16 protein-coding genes are annotated in these 15,278 nt (G+C 56.5%); 11 read left to right on the top strand and 5 right to left on the bottom strand.

Features of this window, described 5'->3' with window-relative positions:
* The 5 genes from NTW95_13955 to NTW95_13935 form a co-directional block, all read left to right on the top strand.
* The coding region (locus tag NTW95_13955) for a histidine phosphatase family protein (protein ID MCX6558512.1) at positions 1 to 608 on the top strand (608 nt) is incomplete at its 5' end.
* Positions 605 to 2,515 (top strand): arginine--tRNA ligase, encoded by a 1,911-nt coding sequence (argS, locus tag NTW95_13950; GenBank protein ID MCX6558511.1) that lies wholly within the window; start codon positions 605 to 607, stop codon positions 2,513 to 2,515. The genes NTW95_13955 and argS, both read left to right, overlap by 4 nt.
* Positions 2,516 to 2,780: 265 nt before the next feature.
* On the top strand, positions 2,781 to 3,314 hold the full coding sequence (locus tag NTW95_13945) for an RNA polymerase sigma factor (GenBank protein ID MCX6558510.1): 534 nt from the start codon (positions 2,781 to 2,783) through the stop codon (positions 3,312 to 3,314).
* A complete protein-coding gene (locus tag NTW95_13940; protein MCX6558509.1) occupies positions 3,307 to 3,660 on the top strand; it encodes a hypothetical protein in 354 nt (117 codons plus the stop codon). The genes NTW95_13945 and NTW95_13940 overlap by 8 nt, the downstream gene beginning before the upstream one ends.
* 9 nt (positions 3,661 to 3,669) lie before the next feature.
* Complete coding sequence (locus NTW95_13935) at positions 3,670 to 5,418, top strand: PDZ domain-containing protein (protein ID MCX6558508.1); 1,749 nt, start codon at positions 3,670 to 3,672, stop codon at positions 5,416 to 5,418.
* Positions 5,419 to 5,431: 13 nt separating this feature from the next.
* Here the strand turns inward: NTW95_13935 and NTW95_13930 are convergent, their stop codons facing one another.
* From NTW95_13930 to NTW95_13920, 3 genes are all read right to left on the bottom strand, one after another.
* On the bottom strand, positions 5,432 to 6,376 hold the full coding sequence (locus tag NTW95_13930) for a 4-hydroxythreonine-4-phosphate dehydrogenase PdxA (protein MCX6558507.1): 945 nt from the start codon (positions 6,374 to 6,376) through the stop codon (positions 5,432 to 5,434).
* Positions 6,336 to 6,662, bottom strand: coding sequence for a hypothetical protein (locus tag NTW95_13925; protein MCX6558506.1), 327 nt, complete (start codon positions 6,660 to 6,662; stop codon positions 6,336 to 6,338). The genes NTW95_13930 and NTW95_13925 overlap by 41 nt, the downstream gene beginning before the upstream one ends.
* Before the next feature lie 114 nt (positions 6,663 to 6,776).
* Positions 6,777 to 7,745 carry an NTP transferase domain-containing protein gene (locus tag NTW95_13920; GenBank protein MCX6558505.1) on the bottom strand — a complete coding sequence of 323 codons (969 nt, stop codon included), beginning with the start codon at positions 7,743 to 7,745 and terminating at the stop codon, positions 6,777 to 6,779.
* A 93-nt stretch (positions 7,746 to 7,838) separates the two neighbouring features.
* On the opposite strand from NTW95_13920, the gene NTW95_13915 reads away from it, so the two are divergent.
* From NTW95_13915 to rph, 4 genes are read left to right on the top strand one after another with little or no spacing between them, the layout of a single operon-like run.
* Positions 7,839 to 9,086: a hypothetical protein gene (locus NTW95_13915; GenBank protein MCX6558504.1), complete on the top strand. Its 1,248-nt coding sequence runs from the start codon at positions 7,839 to 7,841 to the stop codon at positions 9,084 to 9,086.
* The gene (lpxK, locus tag NTW95_13910) at positions 9,050 to 10,027 is read left to right on the top strand and encodes a tetraacyldisaccharide 4'-kinase (protein ID MCX6558503.1); all 978 of its coding nucleotides are present in this window, start codon (positions 9,050 to 9,052) and stop codon (positions 10,025 to 10,027) included. Before NTW95_13915 ends, lpxK begins: the two co-directional genes overlap by 37 nt.
* A complete protein-coding gene (locus tag NTW95_13905; GenBank protein ID MCX6558502.1) occupies positions 10,002 to 10,916 on the top strand; it encodes a lysophospholipid acyltransferase family protein in 915 nt (304 codons plus the stop codon). The genes lpxK and NTW95_13905 overlap by 26 nt, the downstream gene beginning before the upstream one ends.
* Complete coding sequence (gene rph, locus NTW95_13900) at positions 10,913 to 11,641, top strand: ribonuclease PH (protein MCX6558501.1); 729 nt, start codon at positions 10,913 to 10,915, stop codon at positions 11,639 to 11,641. The genes NTW95_13905 and rph overlap by 4 nt, the downstream gene beginning before the upstream one ends.
* Positions 11,642 to 11,683: 42 nt before the next feature.
* Here the strand turns inward: rph and NTW95_13895 are convergent, their stop codons facing one another.
* Positions 11,684 to 12,640 (bottom strand): peptidyl-prolyl cis-trans isomerase, encoded by a 957-nt coding sequence (locus NTW95_13895; protein ID MCX6558500.1) that lies wholly within the window; start codon positions 12,638 to 12,640, stop codon positions 11,684 to 11,686.
* Positions 12,594 to 13,592 (bottom strand): peptidylprolyl isomerase, encoded by a 999-nt coding sequence (locus tag NTW95_13890; GenBank protein ID MCX6558499.1) that lies wholly within the window; start codon positions 13,590 to 13,592, stop codon positions 12,594 to 12,596. Before NTW95_13890 ends, NTW95_13895 begins: the two co-directional genes overlap by 47 nt.
* Positions 13,593 to 13,714: 122 nt before the next feature.
* Between NTW95_13890 and NTW95_13885 the strand changes: the two genes are divergently transcribed.
* Together NTW95_13885 and NTW95_13880 are read left to right on the top strand one after the other, a co-directional pair.
* Positions 13,715 to 14,473 carry an isoprenyl transferase gene (locus NTW95_13885; GenBank protein ID MCX6558498.1) on the top strand — a complete coding sequence of 253 codons (759 nt, stop codon included), beginning with the start codon at positions 13,715 to 13,717 and terminating at the stop codon, positions 14,471 to 14,473.
* A complete protein-coding gene (locus NTW95_13880) occupies positions 14,470 to 15,270 on the top strand; it encodes a phosphatidate cytidylyltransferase (protein MCX6558497.1) in 801 nt (266 codons plus the stop codon). Before NTW95_13885 ends, NTW95_13880 begins: the two co-directional genes overlap by 4 nt.
* The last annotated feature ends 8 nt before the right edge of the window (positions 15,271 to 15,278 follow it).

Genomic DNA, 15,278 nt, shown 5'->3' with positions numbered 1-15,278 from the left:
TATTGGTCAGGCACGGGACCACTACTTTCAATGAAATCGACCAGCTGCAGGGGCGGATCGACAATCCCCTGAACCAAAAAGGCCGTGCTGAAGCCGCTCGCCTGGCCGCCAGGCTGCAATGCGTAAACCTGGACGCGATTTTCTCCTCGCCGCTGCAAAGGGCGATTGAAACGGCGGCCATCCTCAACAGTTTCCATAACCTGCCCCTGACTTTGATCCCCGAATTCAGCGAAATCGATTTGGGTGAATGGGAGGGGTTGAATTACAGCCAAGTTCGCGCCCAGTTTCCCGAAATCCACCAGCGCTGGATCAGTGACCCCGATTTTCCGATTCCGGGGGGCGAGAGTTTCAACACCGTTTGCGCCCGGACACGGACCGGGCTTGAGCGGATTTTGCAAGACAACCGCAAGCATATCCTGATTACCGGCCACGCGTCGGTTAACCGCGCCATTCTGAGCAACCTGCTGCAGTTGAATCCGGCCGCGGCCAGGCACTTCAGAACCGGAAATGCCGCCCTTTCCAGGCTGCTGCTGCTGGAAAATTCCCGCCAGCAATGGGCGGTACTCGATTTCTGGAACAGCACCTCGCACCTGGAAAACGCCTCATGAAATTCCTGCAGGAAAACGTCACGAAGCAGGTCCTGGTTATTTTGAAAAATGACTACGATATGGCCGACGCCGACCTGGTTTTCTCATTGCCGGCGGAGCGGAAATTCGGCGACCTGTCGACCAACCTGGCCTTTGTCCTGGCCAAAAAAACAAAAACAAAGCCGTTCCTGCTGGCCAACACCATGGCCGAAAAGCTGCAGAAGCGGCTGGAGGAGGTCGAAAGCATCCAGGTGGCCGGCGGCGGCTTCATCAATTTCCATCTGCACCGCGATCCGTTTCTCCGCGAACAATGGCAGAAGCGGTCGCAAGCGGCGCCGCTTAAGGCTGAAAAAATCATCGTCGAACACACCAGCATCAACCCGAACAAGGCGGCCCATATCGGCCACTTGCGCAACTCCTGCCTGGGCGACATCCTGGTCCGCTGCTGCCGTTTCCTGGGCCACCGGGTCGAAGTCCAGAATTACATCGACGACACGGGCATCCAGATCGCCGACGTCGTCTGGGGGCTGCTCTATTACCAGAAAAAAGACCTGGCCGCCATCAAGGAAATCGATGAGCTAGCCGCTTATCTGTGGGATCTCTACGCCGAGGTGAATCAGGTATTCGCCGCCGACGAAAAATTGGCCGCCGCACGCCGGGACGTGCACAAAAAAATCGAAGAGAAAGTCAACCCCGAGTACGAGACCTGCCTCTACGTCGCACAGCAGGTTCTGCTGGATCACATCCGCACCATGGCCAGGCTCGACATCCAGTATGATCTGCTGGCGCGCGAAAGCGACGTCATCGGCCTCGATTTTTTCAAGGCGGCAGCGGCCGAACTGACCTCGCGCCAGGTGATGAGCTTGTCCCAGGACCCGGAAAAAAAAGGCTGCCTGGTCATTCGCTACGAGCAGGAGGACATCGAAAAGATCATCGTCCGCTCCAACCAGACCATCACCTACGTCGGCAAGGATATCGCCTACAACCTGTGGAAATTCGGCTTGCTGCCCCGCGATTTTCTTTACCGACCCTTCTTCACCTATCCCGACGGCCATCCCGTCCACATGACCGCCGGCGAGGCCGGCGCGCCGGCGCCAACGTTCGGCCGGGCAGACAGGGTGTACAACGTCATCGACGTCCGCCAATCCTATCTGCAGAACCTGATTGCCCAGGTCCTGCACCAGCTGGGGCACGCCGAAGCGAGCCGCAATTTCATCCATTTTTCGTATGAAATGGTGGCCATGACCCCGGCCTGCGTCCGCGAAATGGGTTTGAGCCTGACTCCGGAGGAGGAAAGCAAGCCCTACGTCGAAGTATCGGGGCGCAAGGGGCGCGCCGTCAAGGCCGACGACCTGATCGACCAATTGATCGCGAAATCGCGACTTGAAATCGAGTCGCGCAATCCCGGGCTGGACACGGTCGAGGCGGAAGCGATCGCCAGGGCCATCGCCGTGGCCGCTTTGCGCTATTTCATGGTCAAGTTCAACCTCAACTCGGTGATCGCCTTCGATTTCAAGGAGGCTCTCACCTTCGAAGGCGATAGCGGCCCGTACCTGCAATACACCCTGGTCAGGCTGAACAGCATCCTGAAAAAGGCCGCCGCCGCCGGATTGGGGGCGGGAAACGAACCCGGCAGCCTGGTGCGCCTCGAAAAGGGGGAACAAGACCTTTACTGGGAGATCGTCCTCAACCTATCGCTCCTGCAAAACCAGGTCGAGTACGCCCTGGACAACCACGAGCTCTCTTCCCTGGCCGCCTACGCCTACGGCTTGTGCCAGAAATTCAATCATTACTACCACCTCTTCCCGGTGCTTGCCGAAAAAGATCCTCTGGTCAGGGATTTGCGCCTGACCCTGATCGTGCTCTTTAAAGACAAGATGGAAAAACTCCTGCAAATCATGGGCATCACCGTTCCGGAAAAAATGTAAGGATATTGGCGCGCGGAAGGGGAATGCGCAAAAGTTGTTTTTTGAAAAAGTTGTATTATAATTATTGTACATCTCTCTCATTACCTATCTCTCCGTCTGGAGGGGAGATGGAAAGGATTTTTTGGCCTGGGGAGGGAACAAAACTATCTCACGCCATAAGCAGGAAAGGGAAAATTGCATTTTTTCATTTTTCTCGGCCGACCGGCAAAAAAAATCGACTGTTGGTGCAACTTTCAGGCTGACATCAGCATCTTATGAGTTAGTTATGGATGATCTGATCAAACTGCTGAAAGCCGGGAATGAAGCTGCCTTGAAAGAATTGATGACCATGTACAAAAAACCGATATACAATTACCTGAACCTGCTGCTGGGAAACCGGCCGCTGGCCGAAGAATTGACCCAGGACACCTTCGTCAAAGTGTATTTCAAGGCCCACACCCTGAAAACCGACCATCCGCAGGCCTTGAAAGCCTGGATATACACCATCGCCACCAATCTGGCGCGCAGCGAGTTCCGCAAGAAAAAAATAAAAAAAATATTATCCCTGGCCGATGTCAGCCCCCGCCTGGTCGCCCAGGATCCCGATCTGGAGGGGCGAATGATCTTGGCGCAACTGGTCACTCACGTTCCGGAAAAATGGCGGGTGCCGCTGGTGATGAAGGAGATGGACAATTTTTCATTCTCTGAAATCGCCCAGATTTTGGACAAACCGGTCGGAACGGTCAAATCCCTGGTCTTCCGGGGAAAAGAGCACTTGAAGAGACAATATCTCGATCCCGAAGGAGCCACCCATGTCTGATTGGCAAGACATTTTTCAGTCCCGTGACATGCTGCAGCCCGGGGCCGATTTCGAAGAGCGGGTTTTTTGCAAAATCAGGAAAAAGAAAAGATTGAGAAAAATCGGCTATGGCGTGACGGCCGTGGGCAGCCTGCTGCTGGTGTTCTCGCTGCTGCAGGTATTCCGCCCGGCCGTTCGGCCCGTCGTGCAGAGTAAAATCGACGCGCCGGTCGTTCAAAAAGAGGAGATCCCCCTGCGCGAGGACCTGTTCTTCTCGGCTTTCGACAATCACACCCGCTACTCCATTGAACCGGTCTCCCTGCAGAAAAAAGCGCTGGGCAGCGCGGCCGCCATCAACCAGATCTAGGAGAAGAACATGAAGAAAGCATTATTCCTTCTGCTGCTGCTTTTATGGACCGTCCTGGCGGCCGCCGGCGCGGAAAAAATTGACGCCATCGAGAATGAAATCAGGGTCGTCCTGAATCAAGTGTCGCCGGCACTGGTCAAAGTGGTTTCCGAGAACGCCAAAAAATACGTGGCCACCGGCATTGCCCTGGAAAACGACCTGATCATCACCACCTCGCTGGTCACCAGTCACCCTTTTGAAAAAATTTACGTGGAAGACGTCAACGGCGCCCAGATCACGGCCGCGATCGCCGGCCAGGATGACCGCTCGGGTCTGACCCTTCTGCGCCTCAGCCAGAAATGGCCGCGGCAATTGACACCGGCCAGGCAAGCCGCCGTCGGCGACTGGGTGGCCCTGATCGGCCTGTTCTACAACCGTTTCCCGGCCATCTACCAGGGGATCATCAGCAGCCGCTCGGATACGGAACTGATCCTGAACGCCCCGGTCGCTCCCGGTTCGGCCGGCGGCGCCGTGGTCAACAAAAAAGGCGAGCTGCTGGGCATCATCCGCGGCAGCGTGGGGTTCTCCTATGCTCCCGAGTACACCTTCAAGGACCATTCGGCGATGATCGTCATCGGCGGCTCTAAGAACGAAAGCGGCAACCTCTGCTATGCCCTGCCCATCGAGAGGGTCAAGCGCATTGTCGAAAAACTGAAGACATCGGGGAAAATCGCCTATGGCTGGCTCGGCGTCAGTTTTAACGGCGATTCCAACCTGATCCAGGAGGTGGAGAAGGATTCCCCGGCCCAGCGGGCGGGAATCTGCAGGGGCGACCAGATCGAAGAGATTTCCGGAAGCCCGATCGCCTCATTCCGCGATATTTCCGCCGCGCTGCACGACAAGTTGGCCGGGGAAAAGGTCATCATCCGGCTCAGGCGCTCGGGAAAGCCGCTCCGCCTGGACATGGAACTGGGGGAACGCAAGGTCGAAATTCCCCTCGCCCCGCTTCTTGAGAACGGAGCCGGCGGCGAACCCGCCTGGCCGGAACTGCCCCCGATGCCGGAGTTGAGCGAGCTCGCCGAATCGAATGGGATGGAAGTCACCCTGCCTAAAATTCAGAACTACTTCATCGAGTTCGGCGGGCCCCGCCAGCTCGGCATCGACATCATGGAACTGACTTCCGAGCTCGGCCGGAAATTCGCCGTCAAGGAGGAGTTCGGATTGATCGTCTCGCACGTGAGCGAATCCTCGGCCGCCCAAAGGGCCGGTCTCAAGGCCGGCGACATCATCATCCGGGCCAACGGCCGCGACTGCCGGAGCGGCTTCAACCTGATGGACGTGATGAAATCCCTGCACGACCATGAAGCGGTCAAGTTCGAGCTGTACCGCGACGGCCAGCTGAAAAAATTCGCCGTCATCCCGGACAGAAAAGAATCCCTGGTCTGGGACATGAAAAAATTCTCGCAGAGGATTCAACAGCTGAAGGACAGCATCCGCAGCGAGGTCAGCGAGCGCCATAGCGAGACGCTCGGCCAGCTGCGCCAGGCAAGGGAAAAAGCGGCAGGCGAACTGCACAAGCAAAGGGAGCAGGCCATGCTCCAATTCCAGCTGGAAAGCAAAAAACTCGCCGATGAGGTCCAGGCCATTGAGAAGGAAAAAAACAAAGTCAACGCCGAATTGAGAAAAAAATACGCCCAGGAATTGCGCGCACTCCAGGAAAAGCTCAAGGAAATCCGGGAGAACATCGCCAAAGACCTGGCGGAGGGGAAAGACCGTTAACCGCCCCGGCCGTTCAGCCCAGGAGCGATTCGGCCAGGCGCAGGGCCGCCAGCATGCTGGCCGGATCGGCGATGCCCTTGCCGGCGATATCGTAAGCCGTGCCATGGACCGGGGACGTGCGGATGAACGGCAGCCCCAGGGTAAGCTGAACGCCCGAACCGGCGTGCAGCAGCTTGAAAGGAATGAGCCCCTGATCGTGGGTCATGGCGATGACCACGGCGTCTTTCATGGCCCTGGCCTTGGCAAAGACCACGTCGGGCGGGAATAACCCGGCCACCGGCATTTCGTTCTGCAATACCTTGATCGCCGGTGCGATCGACTCTTCCTCTTCATGCCCCAAATGGCCGTTTTCGCCGGCGTGCGGGTTCAGGCCGCTGAACAGGTAGGTGAATTCCCTGGCGAAGAGGCGCTGCAGTTCATCGTTCACCAGGCGGACGAAAGCAATTATCTTTTCCGGGCAAATGCGGGCAAAGACGTCGCGCAGGGGAAGGTGATGGGTAAACAGGGCCACTTTCAAGGGATCGGACCAGAAAAACATGGCCGGCGGACCGCCGGCGGCGACCGTATTGAAAAAATCGGTGTGGCCGCGAAAGGGAAGCCCGCTGCGCAGCCACTTGTCCTTGCTGACCGGCGCCGTGACCAGGGCCCGGACCTCGCCCCGGCAGGCCAGCTCTACCGCGGTTTTGACGAAAGCGAAGGAAGGGTCCTCGCGGTCGAAGTCGCCGGCCACATCCAGGAAAGCGATTTCGCCCTTTTTCATCCCGGCGATGCTGTCAACGGCGGGGATGGCGGCGCCGGGGAAAAAACGACGGTTGCCGACGACGAGCAGCGGGAAAGCCGGCACATGAGCGGCCAGGCTTTTTTGGACAATCTCGGGGCCGATCCCCTGCGGATCGCCGATGGTGACGGCGATGACCTTATTTTGCCGGCCCGCTTTCTTCGTGTTTTGGTTCGGCAAAGTCGGGATTTTTAAAGATGAACTTGATCTGGGATTTGAAGACGATCAGGGTGCCGCCGTCCAGCCTCTTGATCTTGAGGCATTTCTCGTCGTACCAGTCGAGCAAGCCTTTCAGCAGGTCGCCGTTGACCAGCTCCAGCACCAGCTGGGTGCGGTTGTTCATCTGCTTGATATAATAATAGTTCTCGGCATGGGTTTTGTACGGCGGCGGCGGTTTGTGCTTGTTCTCCTTGTCCGATTTTTGTTTCATTTCTCCCAAGTTCGGTTTTATCAGTTTTCTGATCATGACATCTCTCCTTCCAGGGTTGAAGTTATTATAATTTTGTTTTCAGCAAATGTCAACAACAAGGGGAAAAAGCCTCCGTTTACGCCATTCCCAGCAGTTGAAGTCCGGGCGCTATCAGCCTTCCCTCTTTTCGAAAATGACCTTTTGATCGTCAGCGATACGGACGTTTTTCAGAAAGGTGCAGGGACCGATCTGGCAATTCCTGCCCACGCGCGTGCCGGCGGCCAGGTAGGTGCAGGGGTAGACGACCGTGTCCAGACCGATCTCCACATCGTGCTCAACGGTCACCGTCGCCGGCTGCAGGATGGTGACTCCGTATTCGTGCATCAGCCGCCGCTGGTTGTCGAGGTTGAATTTTTCCTGCGCCGCCTGCAGATCGAACCGGTCGTTGATGCCGATGGCAATATCGCAGTCATCGGCCTGGACCGCCACCACCTTGAAATTCTCGTTACGCAGGATGGCGATGATGTCGGTGAGATAATATTCCTTCTTGGCGTTGCGATTGCCGATCTTGGCCAGCCGCGGCAGGACGACGCTGTTGTCAAAGAGATAGATGCCGGCGTTCACTTCGCGGATCAGCCGCTGCTGTGCATCGGCATCCTTCTCTTCCACGACGCCCTGAACCTCCCCCTGGGCGTCACGGACGACGCGGCCGTAAGGCGGCGGCGGGCCGGGAAAGACGGCGGAGATCAATGTGCACTGGGCCCGCTCGCGACGGTGGGTGGCGATCAGTTTTTGCAACGCGCCCGCCGTGATGTAGGGATTGTCCCCCACCGCCACCAGGAGTTCTCCATCGTGCTCGGCGAACTGAGCGCGGGCGGCCAGCAGGGCGTGGGCCGTGCCCAGCTGTTCGTGCTGCCGAACGAAAACCACATTGAGCTTGACCGCGGCGGCGATTTCGGCATGATCGTCGCCGACGACAACGACGATGTCCGTGGCGGCGATGCCGCAGGCAACGAGGCTGTCCAGCAGGTAGTGGATGATCTCCTTGCCGAGAATTTTATGAAGGACCTTGGTTGTTCCCGATTTCATGCGCGTGGATTTGCCGGCGGCCAGCACCACGGCCTTGATTTTGTCAGCCATGAAGCCATTGTAGTGCCTCGGTGCCCCGAAGTCAACATTGATCAGGCGGGCCTAGCCTGGTGACTCTGTCCGGGGGCTATGCTATAATGCGCTATGATCATTCTCGACCTTCTCTACGCGCTGCTCCTCCTTTGCACATTCCCCTTCTGGGTCAAGTACATTTTCAAAAAAAAGTACCGCCGTTTGCTCAAGGATAGGTTGCGGTCGCAAATGCCGGCCGGCAGCGGGCCGACCGTCTGGCTGCACGCGGTTTCGGTGGGCGAAGTGCGCAGCCTGAAGTCGCTGATCCGGAGCTTGGGCGAAAAAAAACAAGAGGTCGTGCTATCGGTCACCACCCCGAGCGGCTTTGAATTCGCCCGTAGGGAATACCCGGGATTGCGCGTCATCCTTTCGCCGCTGGATCTGTCCTTCACCGTCAGACGCTTCATCGGCCGCATCAACCCCAAGCTGGTCGTTTTCAACGAGCTCGAAATCTGGCCGAACTGGATCACGCTGCTGCGCCGAAAAAAAATTCCCATGCTCCTGATCAACGGCCGCATATCGGCAGCGGCGTTCCGGCGCTACCGCTTCTTCAACTTTTTCCTGTGGCGTTTTTTCAGGCAGATCGACTGTTTTCTGGTGCAAAACAATATTTACAAGAAGCGTTTTCAGCAGCTGGGGATTCCCGCTGAAAAAATCGTCGTCTGCGGCAACATCAAGGCCGACGAGGCCGACCGCAGTTTGCGGCAACTGCCGTCCCGGCAGGAAGTGCTGGCGCACCTGGGCCTGGGTTCCCTGTCCAGAAAGATCATCACCCTGGCCAGCAGCCATGACGGCAGCGAAAAGATCGTCATCCCCGCCATCGAGCGCTTGAACGCGAACTTTTTGTTCATCATCGTCCCCCGTCATGTCCAGCGCGCTCGGGCCATCGCCCGCCAATTGGAGCGCCACGGTTTGACCTACGCCATTTTCAGCCGCCAGCAACCCATGGCTCCAGACATCCAGGTCCTGATCTACGACCGCATGGGCTATCTGCTTCCGATCATGAGCATCAGCGACATCGTTTTCATGGGCGGCACCCATGACGCAAAAATCGGCGGCCACAACCTGTACGAGCCGGCAGCCATGGGCAAATTGATCCTGGGCGGCCCCCATTACAACAATTTCCCCGACATCGGCAACGAATTGGAGGCAGCCGGAGTGTATCACCAGGTCAACAACAGCCAAGAACTGGTGGATTTCGCCGATCGTCTCCAGGATCTCGACCTGGAGCAGATCGCTGAGAAAGCCATGAAGGCCGTTGCTCATAGAAAAGGATCCCTGGCATGCACCTTAGAGCAAATTCAACGCTTCATTGGCTGAGCCGCCCGGCGCTGAACCTGGCCTCGCTCCTTTTCAAGACCGTTTCCCTGGTCAATTTGAAAATCAAGGCCCTGGCGCCAAGGCATTTTCCCGGCCTGTTCATCATCTCGGTCGACAACCTGTCCTTCGGCGGCACCGGCAAAACCCCTCTGGTCATGGCCATCGGCCGGGTTTTGGCCGAGAGGGCGCTCCCATTTGCCATCATCCTGCGCGGCTACCGCTCCGCCCTTGAAAACAAGGGCGCCCTGGTCCAGGCGGCCCATTCGCTGGAAGAGGTCGGGGACGAGGCCTGGCTGCTAAAAAAACGCTTCCCGGGCCACGACGTCATAATCGGCCGCGACCGGATGCGCTCCATCGCCGCGGTCGCGGCCAGGAACAACCGCTTCATCATCCTCGATGACGGCCTGCAGACCAGCCAGGTCAGGAAGGATTTCAGCATCATGCTGGTCAACCCCGGCCACCCCTATTTTTTCCTGCGCCACTTCAAGTTCCTGGCCCGGGGCGAGAACCTGGTGCTGCACTACCAGCAGCGAAGCGGAGCGGGAGAAGCACTCCCGTCCCCATGGACGTATGACTTCGCCATTGAAGGTTTCCTTGATGGCCGAGATCGGCCGGTGAACATCGGCAATGCAGAGATCGTCGCCTTTGCGGCGCTGGGCGACAACGAGCGCTTCAAAAGAGACATGGGGCATTACCGTTTGCGGGCGTTCCGGGGATTCCCGGATCACCATGCCTTCTCTCCGGCCGACGTGCACTCCCTGGAAAAACTGCGCCGCGAGAAAGGCGCGGCCTGGATCGTCTGCACCGAAAAGGATTTCTGCAAAATAAGCCATCTCCTCGACGCCGCTTCCCCTTTCATCTATGCCCGAAATAGGATAGAATTGCCTGGCCATGTCATCGAACAGATCATTCAGCATGCTGCGGAAAAAAATTTCCTTTAAGCACCGCCTGGAGTACTCGCTATTCGTTGCCGTGATCTTTTTGATTAAATATTCGCCGGCCTGGTGCGTCGCCGGCTGGAGCCGCGCGCTTGTTTTTTTTTTGAAAAAGGGCAGCCGTAAGCATGCGCGGCTGATCGCGGAAAACCTGGCCGCCGCTTTTCCCGCGGCTTCGGCCGAATCGCTTGCCGACCTGCAGAAAAAAATCTATCGCCATTTCGGCCGCATGTTCGTGGAAATCGCCCGGACCTTCGCCCGCTGCGATCCGCAGGCCGTATTGTCCCGCAGCCGCATCCTCCATCCCGAGGTGATCGAACGGGCGTTGCAAAAAAAACGCGGTCTGGTCGTCTTTTCCGCCCATTTCGGAAACTGGGAATGGATCCCGCTGATCCTGCACACCCACCTGGGGTGCGACATCCACAGCATCGCCCGCCCCATGGACAACCCCTGCCTGGAAAAGAAAGTCAGGGCATTCCGCGAAGCCATGGGCTCGAAAATAATCTACAAAAAGGGCTCGCTGCGGACCATTCTCACCCGCTTGGGAGACAACCAGATCGTTTACCTGCTGATCGACCAGAACACCGTGCCGCGGGAGGGGGTTTTTGTCGATTTCTTCGCCCGCAAAGCCAGCACCAACACCGCCGTGGCGCAATTGTATCTGAAAAAAAACATCCCGGTCGTTCCTGTTTTTCTGCACTACGATGGGGACGAGATCATTCTCGATGTCCTGCCCGAAATCGATTTTCGCGCCGCTGCCGACGGGTCGGACGGCTTGCTGGAATTGACCCAGCAGATGACCGGGCTGATCGAGGCGCAGATCAAAAAATTCCCCGAACAATGGCTCTGGTTTCATGACCGCTGGAAAACCAGGCCGCAAGGAGCAACGAAATGAGAGCCAACGAACGATCGGGGCGGCAGCTGCGGCCCATCGCCTTCATTCCCGGGTACATCACCAAGGTCCCCGGTTCGGCGCTGTGCGAGCAAGGGAACACCCGAGTGGTCGCCACGGCCACCATCGAGGAAAAAACGCCCCACTTCCTTAAAAAAAGCAGCCAGGGGTGGATTACGGCCGAATATTCCATGCTGCCGGGTTCCTCGGGCAATCAGCGCATCGCCCGCGAACGGGGGAAAATCAATAACCGCAGCGGGGAAATCCAGCGCTTCATCAGCCGGGCTCTGCGCATGGTCACCGATTTGAAGGAGATCGGCGGCCGCACCATCACCGTCGACGCCGACGTGATCCAGGCCGACGGCAGCACCCGCTGCGCGTCGCTTAATGCCGGTTTTCTGGCCTTGGTCCTGGCGCTCAAGTACATGGTCTACGAGCAACTGATTGCCGACTTCCCCGTTTTCCATTTCATGGCGGCCGTTTCCGTCGGCGTCCGTGAAAGGGAAATCCTAGCCGACCTGGACTACGAAGAGGATTCGTTAACCGACAGCGACATCAATATCGTATCCCGGGAGGACGGGTCCCTGATCGAGGTCCAGTCATTTTGCGAAAAAAGCCCGCTGGCGCTCGACCTTTTTCAGCAAGCCCTGGCCCTGGGCATCGAAAAAAACAGGGAAATCATCGCCTTGCAGAAAAAAACGCTCGCCGGCGCGGGCGTCCCCTTCTGATCGCAGCGGATCCGGAACCTTGCGGTTTTAAAAACGAAAAATCTACTGGTATTCCTTCACGATCTTGATGAAACTTTCCTTCTTCAATTGCTCGATGTATTCTTTCAGCTTGACCTGCTGTATCTCCTCGCGCCGCTTGCGGATGATCTCGTCGCGGACATCCTTGACTTCCATCAGGCGGTCGGGGCTGAAATCGGCGAGCTGAATGATGTACCAGCCGTTGTCGGTTTCGATCCAACCGGAATATTCATCCTTTTTCAGCTTCAGCGCCGCCTCCTCGAGGGTCTTGTCCAGTTCGCCTTTCTTGAATTTGCCCAGGAGAACGGAATTGGCGGCGTCGGGCAGTTCCGAATATTTCTTAGCCGTTTGTTCGAAGAGCTCCGGCTTCAGCTCGGTCGCGATCTGGTCCATTTTTTCCTGCGGCTTAGGTTCATTCACATTCTTTTTCAAGAAAATGGCATTCAAGGTGATCTCGGCGGGGGTGGTGAATTCTTCGGGATGGGTACGGTAGTACTCCATGATCTGCGGATTGTCCACCTTGATCTTGGCTCCCACTTCCTCCCCGACCAGCCGCTCCTGCTTGCGCCGTTCCCGCCACTGCTCCTTCCAGGCACCGAATTCGATCCCTTCCGCCTGCAGCGCGTTTTTCAAGTCGTCGTCGGTGGCGAATTGGTACTGTTTCTTGATGTCCTGGATGATCATTTCCACATCGCTGTCAACGTTGTAGTTTTTTTCCTTTATTTTGGACAACAGCAGTTTCTGTTCGATGAACCGGTTCAGCAGGTCCTTTTTCATTTCCCGCGTCGCCTCGGCCAGCTGTTCTCCCTGCATTTGCGACTGCAGGGCGCGCATCATTTCCGTTTCGAATTTCCTCAGTTCGCTGCCGGTGATGACTTCGTCATTGACAATGGCGTATATTTCCTCGACCGTGTCCGTTGCCGCGAAACCCCGATTAATTGCCAGGACCAGGATCGTCGTCAGAAAAATTTTTAGCTTCATTTTGGCTCACTCCGGAATCAGATTTTATATAGGAAAAGTACAGGTTGTCGTAATGCACCTGCAGCGAAATTTCAATTTTCAGCTCGGCTAAAAAATCCTGGTAGGCATCCGCCAGTCGGGCCGAAAGCATCCTGCTCTTGATTTCATCCTTGACCGCGTCCAGCAGCAGCATCCTGGCCTTTCTCTTCTGGGTGATCTTGAACAGATGGAAGCCATAGGGCGATTCGACGATCGGACTGATCTCGTTTACCTTCAGCGAAAAAACCACCCCCTCCATCTCCTGGGGCAGCATCCCTTTTTCAAACAAACCCATGGCGCCGCCGTTGGCCGCCTCGGGGGAGATCGATTCGCTCCGGGCGACCTCCTCGAAGCGCGACGGCTGATTCAGGAGCTCCTGGCGGATTTTCAGCAATTGCTCGCGATCCTTGACCATGATCTGAAAAAGCCGAATCTCCTCGCTGCGGCGAAAATCGCTCAAATGGGATTCATAAAACTGCGCCACCTGTGCATCGCTGACCGCCACGTTCTTGTAGGCGCTGGCCAGCAGATACTTCTGCACCTTGAGCACATCGCGGATCGTCGGCGCATCCACATTCAGATCCTGGCGCCGGGAGCGGATCTCTTTAAGGTAATCAGCCACTTCGCTTTCGCTGACCTGAACACCAGCCTGCTCGGCCTTGAACAAGATGATCCGTTGCTCGCAAAAAACATCGAACAGACGGGAAAGCAGCTTGTCATTGTCTTTCTGGGAAAAGGCATCGGCGTATTGCAACTGGATGAAATTTTTCAGATCGCGGTTGGTGAGGGAAGTGAAACCGACGCTCAGGATGACTTTCTTTTCCACGGCCGCGGCTTGGTCGGCAGCCTGCTTGGCTTTATCGTGGGGGGCGGAATTCTTGCATTGGCTTAAGAAAGCGGTGAAAACGACAATAAAAACCCATTTTTTGTTCATCCGCGGATATTATATACCACTCCCACCGCGATTTCAATGCGGCTTGGAGCACAGTCGGAAATGAAAATCGGCTTTCCCAAACTGAATTTGACAAAGTAGCGGGGAAAAAATATAATTCATGAATGTTCGACCATGTGCGCTCCCTGTATCCCAAAGAAAGCGTCGAATTTTCCCTGCTGGACCGGCTCGATGAAAAGCGCTTGCCGCGGCACGTGGCGATCATCATGGACGGCAACGGGCGCTGGGCCAGGCAAAAAAAGTTGCCCCGGACGGCCGGGCACAGCGCCGGCGCCGAAACCGCCAGGACCATCACTGAAATGGCCGCCCGCTTGGGCATTAAGTTTCTGACCCTTTTTACTTTCTCCAGTGAAAACTGGAAAAGGCCGGCCGGCGAAATCCGCTTCCTGATGAACATGCTCTATGAAAACCTGCTCAAGCAAAAGGATTTACTGGAAAAAAACAGCATCAAATTAAGAATATTCGGTATGATCGACAAGCTGCCCGGCAAATTGCGGGAAAAACTGGAGGAAACCGAGCGGCAATCGCAAAAAAACCGCGGTATGCAGGTCAATCTGGCTCTCAATTACGGAGCCCGAGCCGAAATCGTCCATGCCGTCAGGCAAATCATCGCCCAAGGTTTCCCCGCTTCCCGTATCAATGAAAAAACCTTCGCCAATTTCCTGGACACGGCCCGCTGCCCCGATCCCGATCTGCTGATCCGGACTTCGGGCGAGTTGAGGATATCCAATTTTCTCCTCTATCAGATCGCCTACAGCGAGTTGTACTTTACCCCGGTTTTATGGCCGGACTTCAAGGTGGTTGATTTATTTGAAGCCATCATCGATTTCCAGGACCGCGACAGGAGATTCGGAAAACTATGAACGATTTAAGCAAACGCCTGCCGACCACGGCCGTGCTGATCGTTTTTGCCTACTGTGCCATCCGTTTCCTGCCGACGGTCTATTTTTCGGCACTCCTCTACCTGCTGATCAGCTTGGCGGTGGTTGAATTGGTCCGCCTGACCCGGCCGCGGATGTTTTCCTGGCCATTGATATTTTTCAACGGCCTCCTGATCGCCCTGGCCTTTACCGTTAAACAGATCAGCCTAATCCAGGCACTGACCGTGATCGTGATCGCCAGCGGCCTGTTCTTTCTTTTTTCCATCAAGGAAAAAACGCAGCTCGAATCGTTTGTCAGGGACATCGGCATCCATTGCCTCAGCGTGTTTTACTTGTACATTCCTCTCTATTTTCTGCTGGAATTGAAGAAATTGGGCGCCAATTTCCTTTTTTTCCTGATCCTGGTCATCGCCATCGGTGATTCGGGAGCATACTTTGTCGGCAGCGCCTTCGGCAAGCACAAGATCTACCCCATCGCCTCCCCCAAGAAATCGCTCGAGGGGCTCATCGCCGCCGTGCTGACCGCCGCCCTGAGCGGCTGGCTGTCGCTCCTTTTGTTCCCCGTGCCGGTGAAGCTTTTGACCGCCATGCTCAGCGCCGCCGTCATCGGGCTTTTTTCGCAGCTCTCCGACCCGGTGGAATCCCTGTTCAAACGGGCCGCGGGGCAGAAGGATTCGGGCACGCTGCTGCCGGGACACGGCGGGGTCCTGGACCGGGTGGACAGCTACATATTCTGCGCCCCGCTGCTGTTTTACCTGATCGCCTATTTCTGGAAATAAGCACATGG

This window comes from Candidatus Aminicenantes bacterium, from assembly GCA_026393795.1.
Taxonomy (GTDB): Bacteria; Acidobacteriota; Aminicenantia; order UBA2199; family UBA2199; genus UBA2199.
Note: the sequence above shows the minus strand (reverse complement) of the source record. Positions and strands in the feature narration are given on the sequence as shown.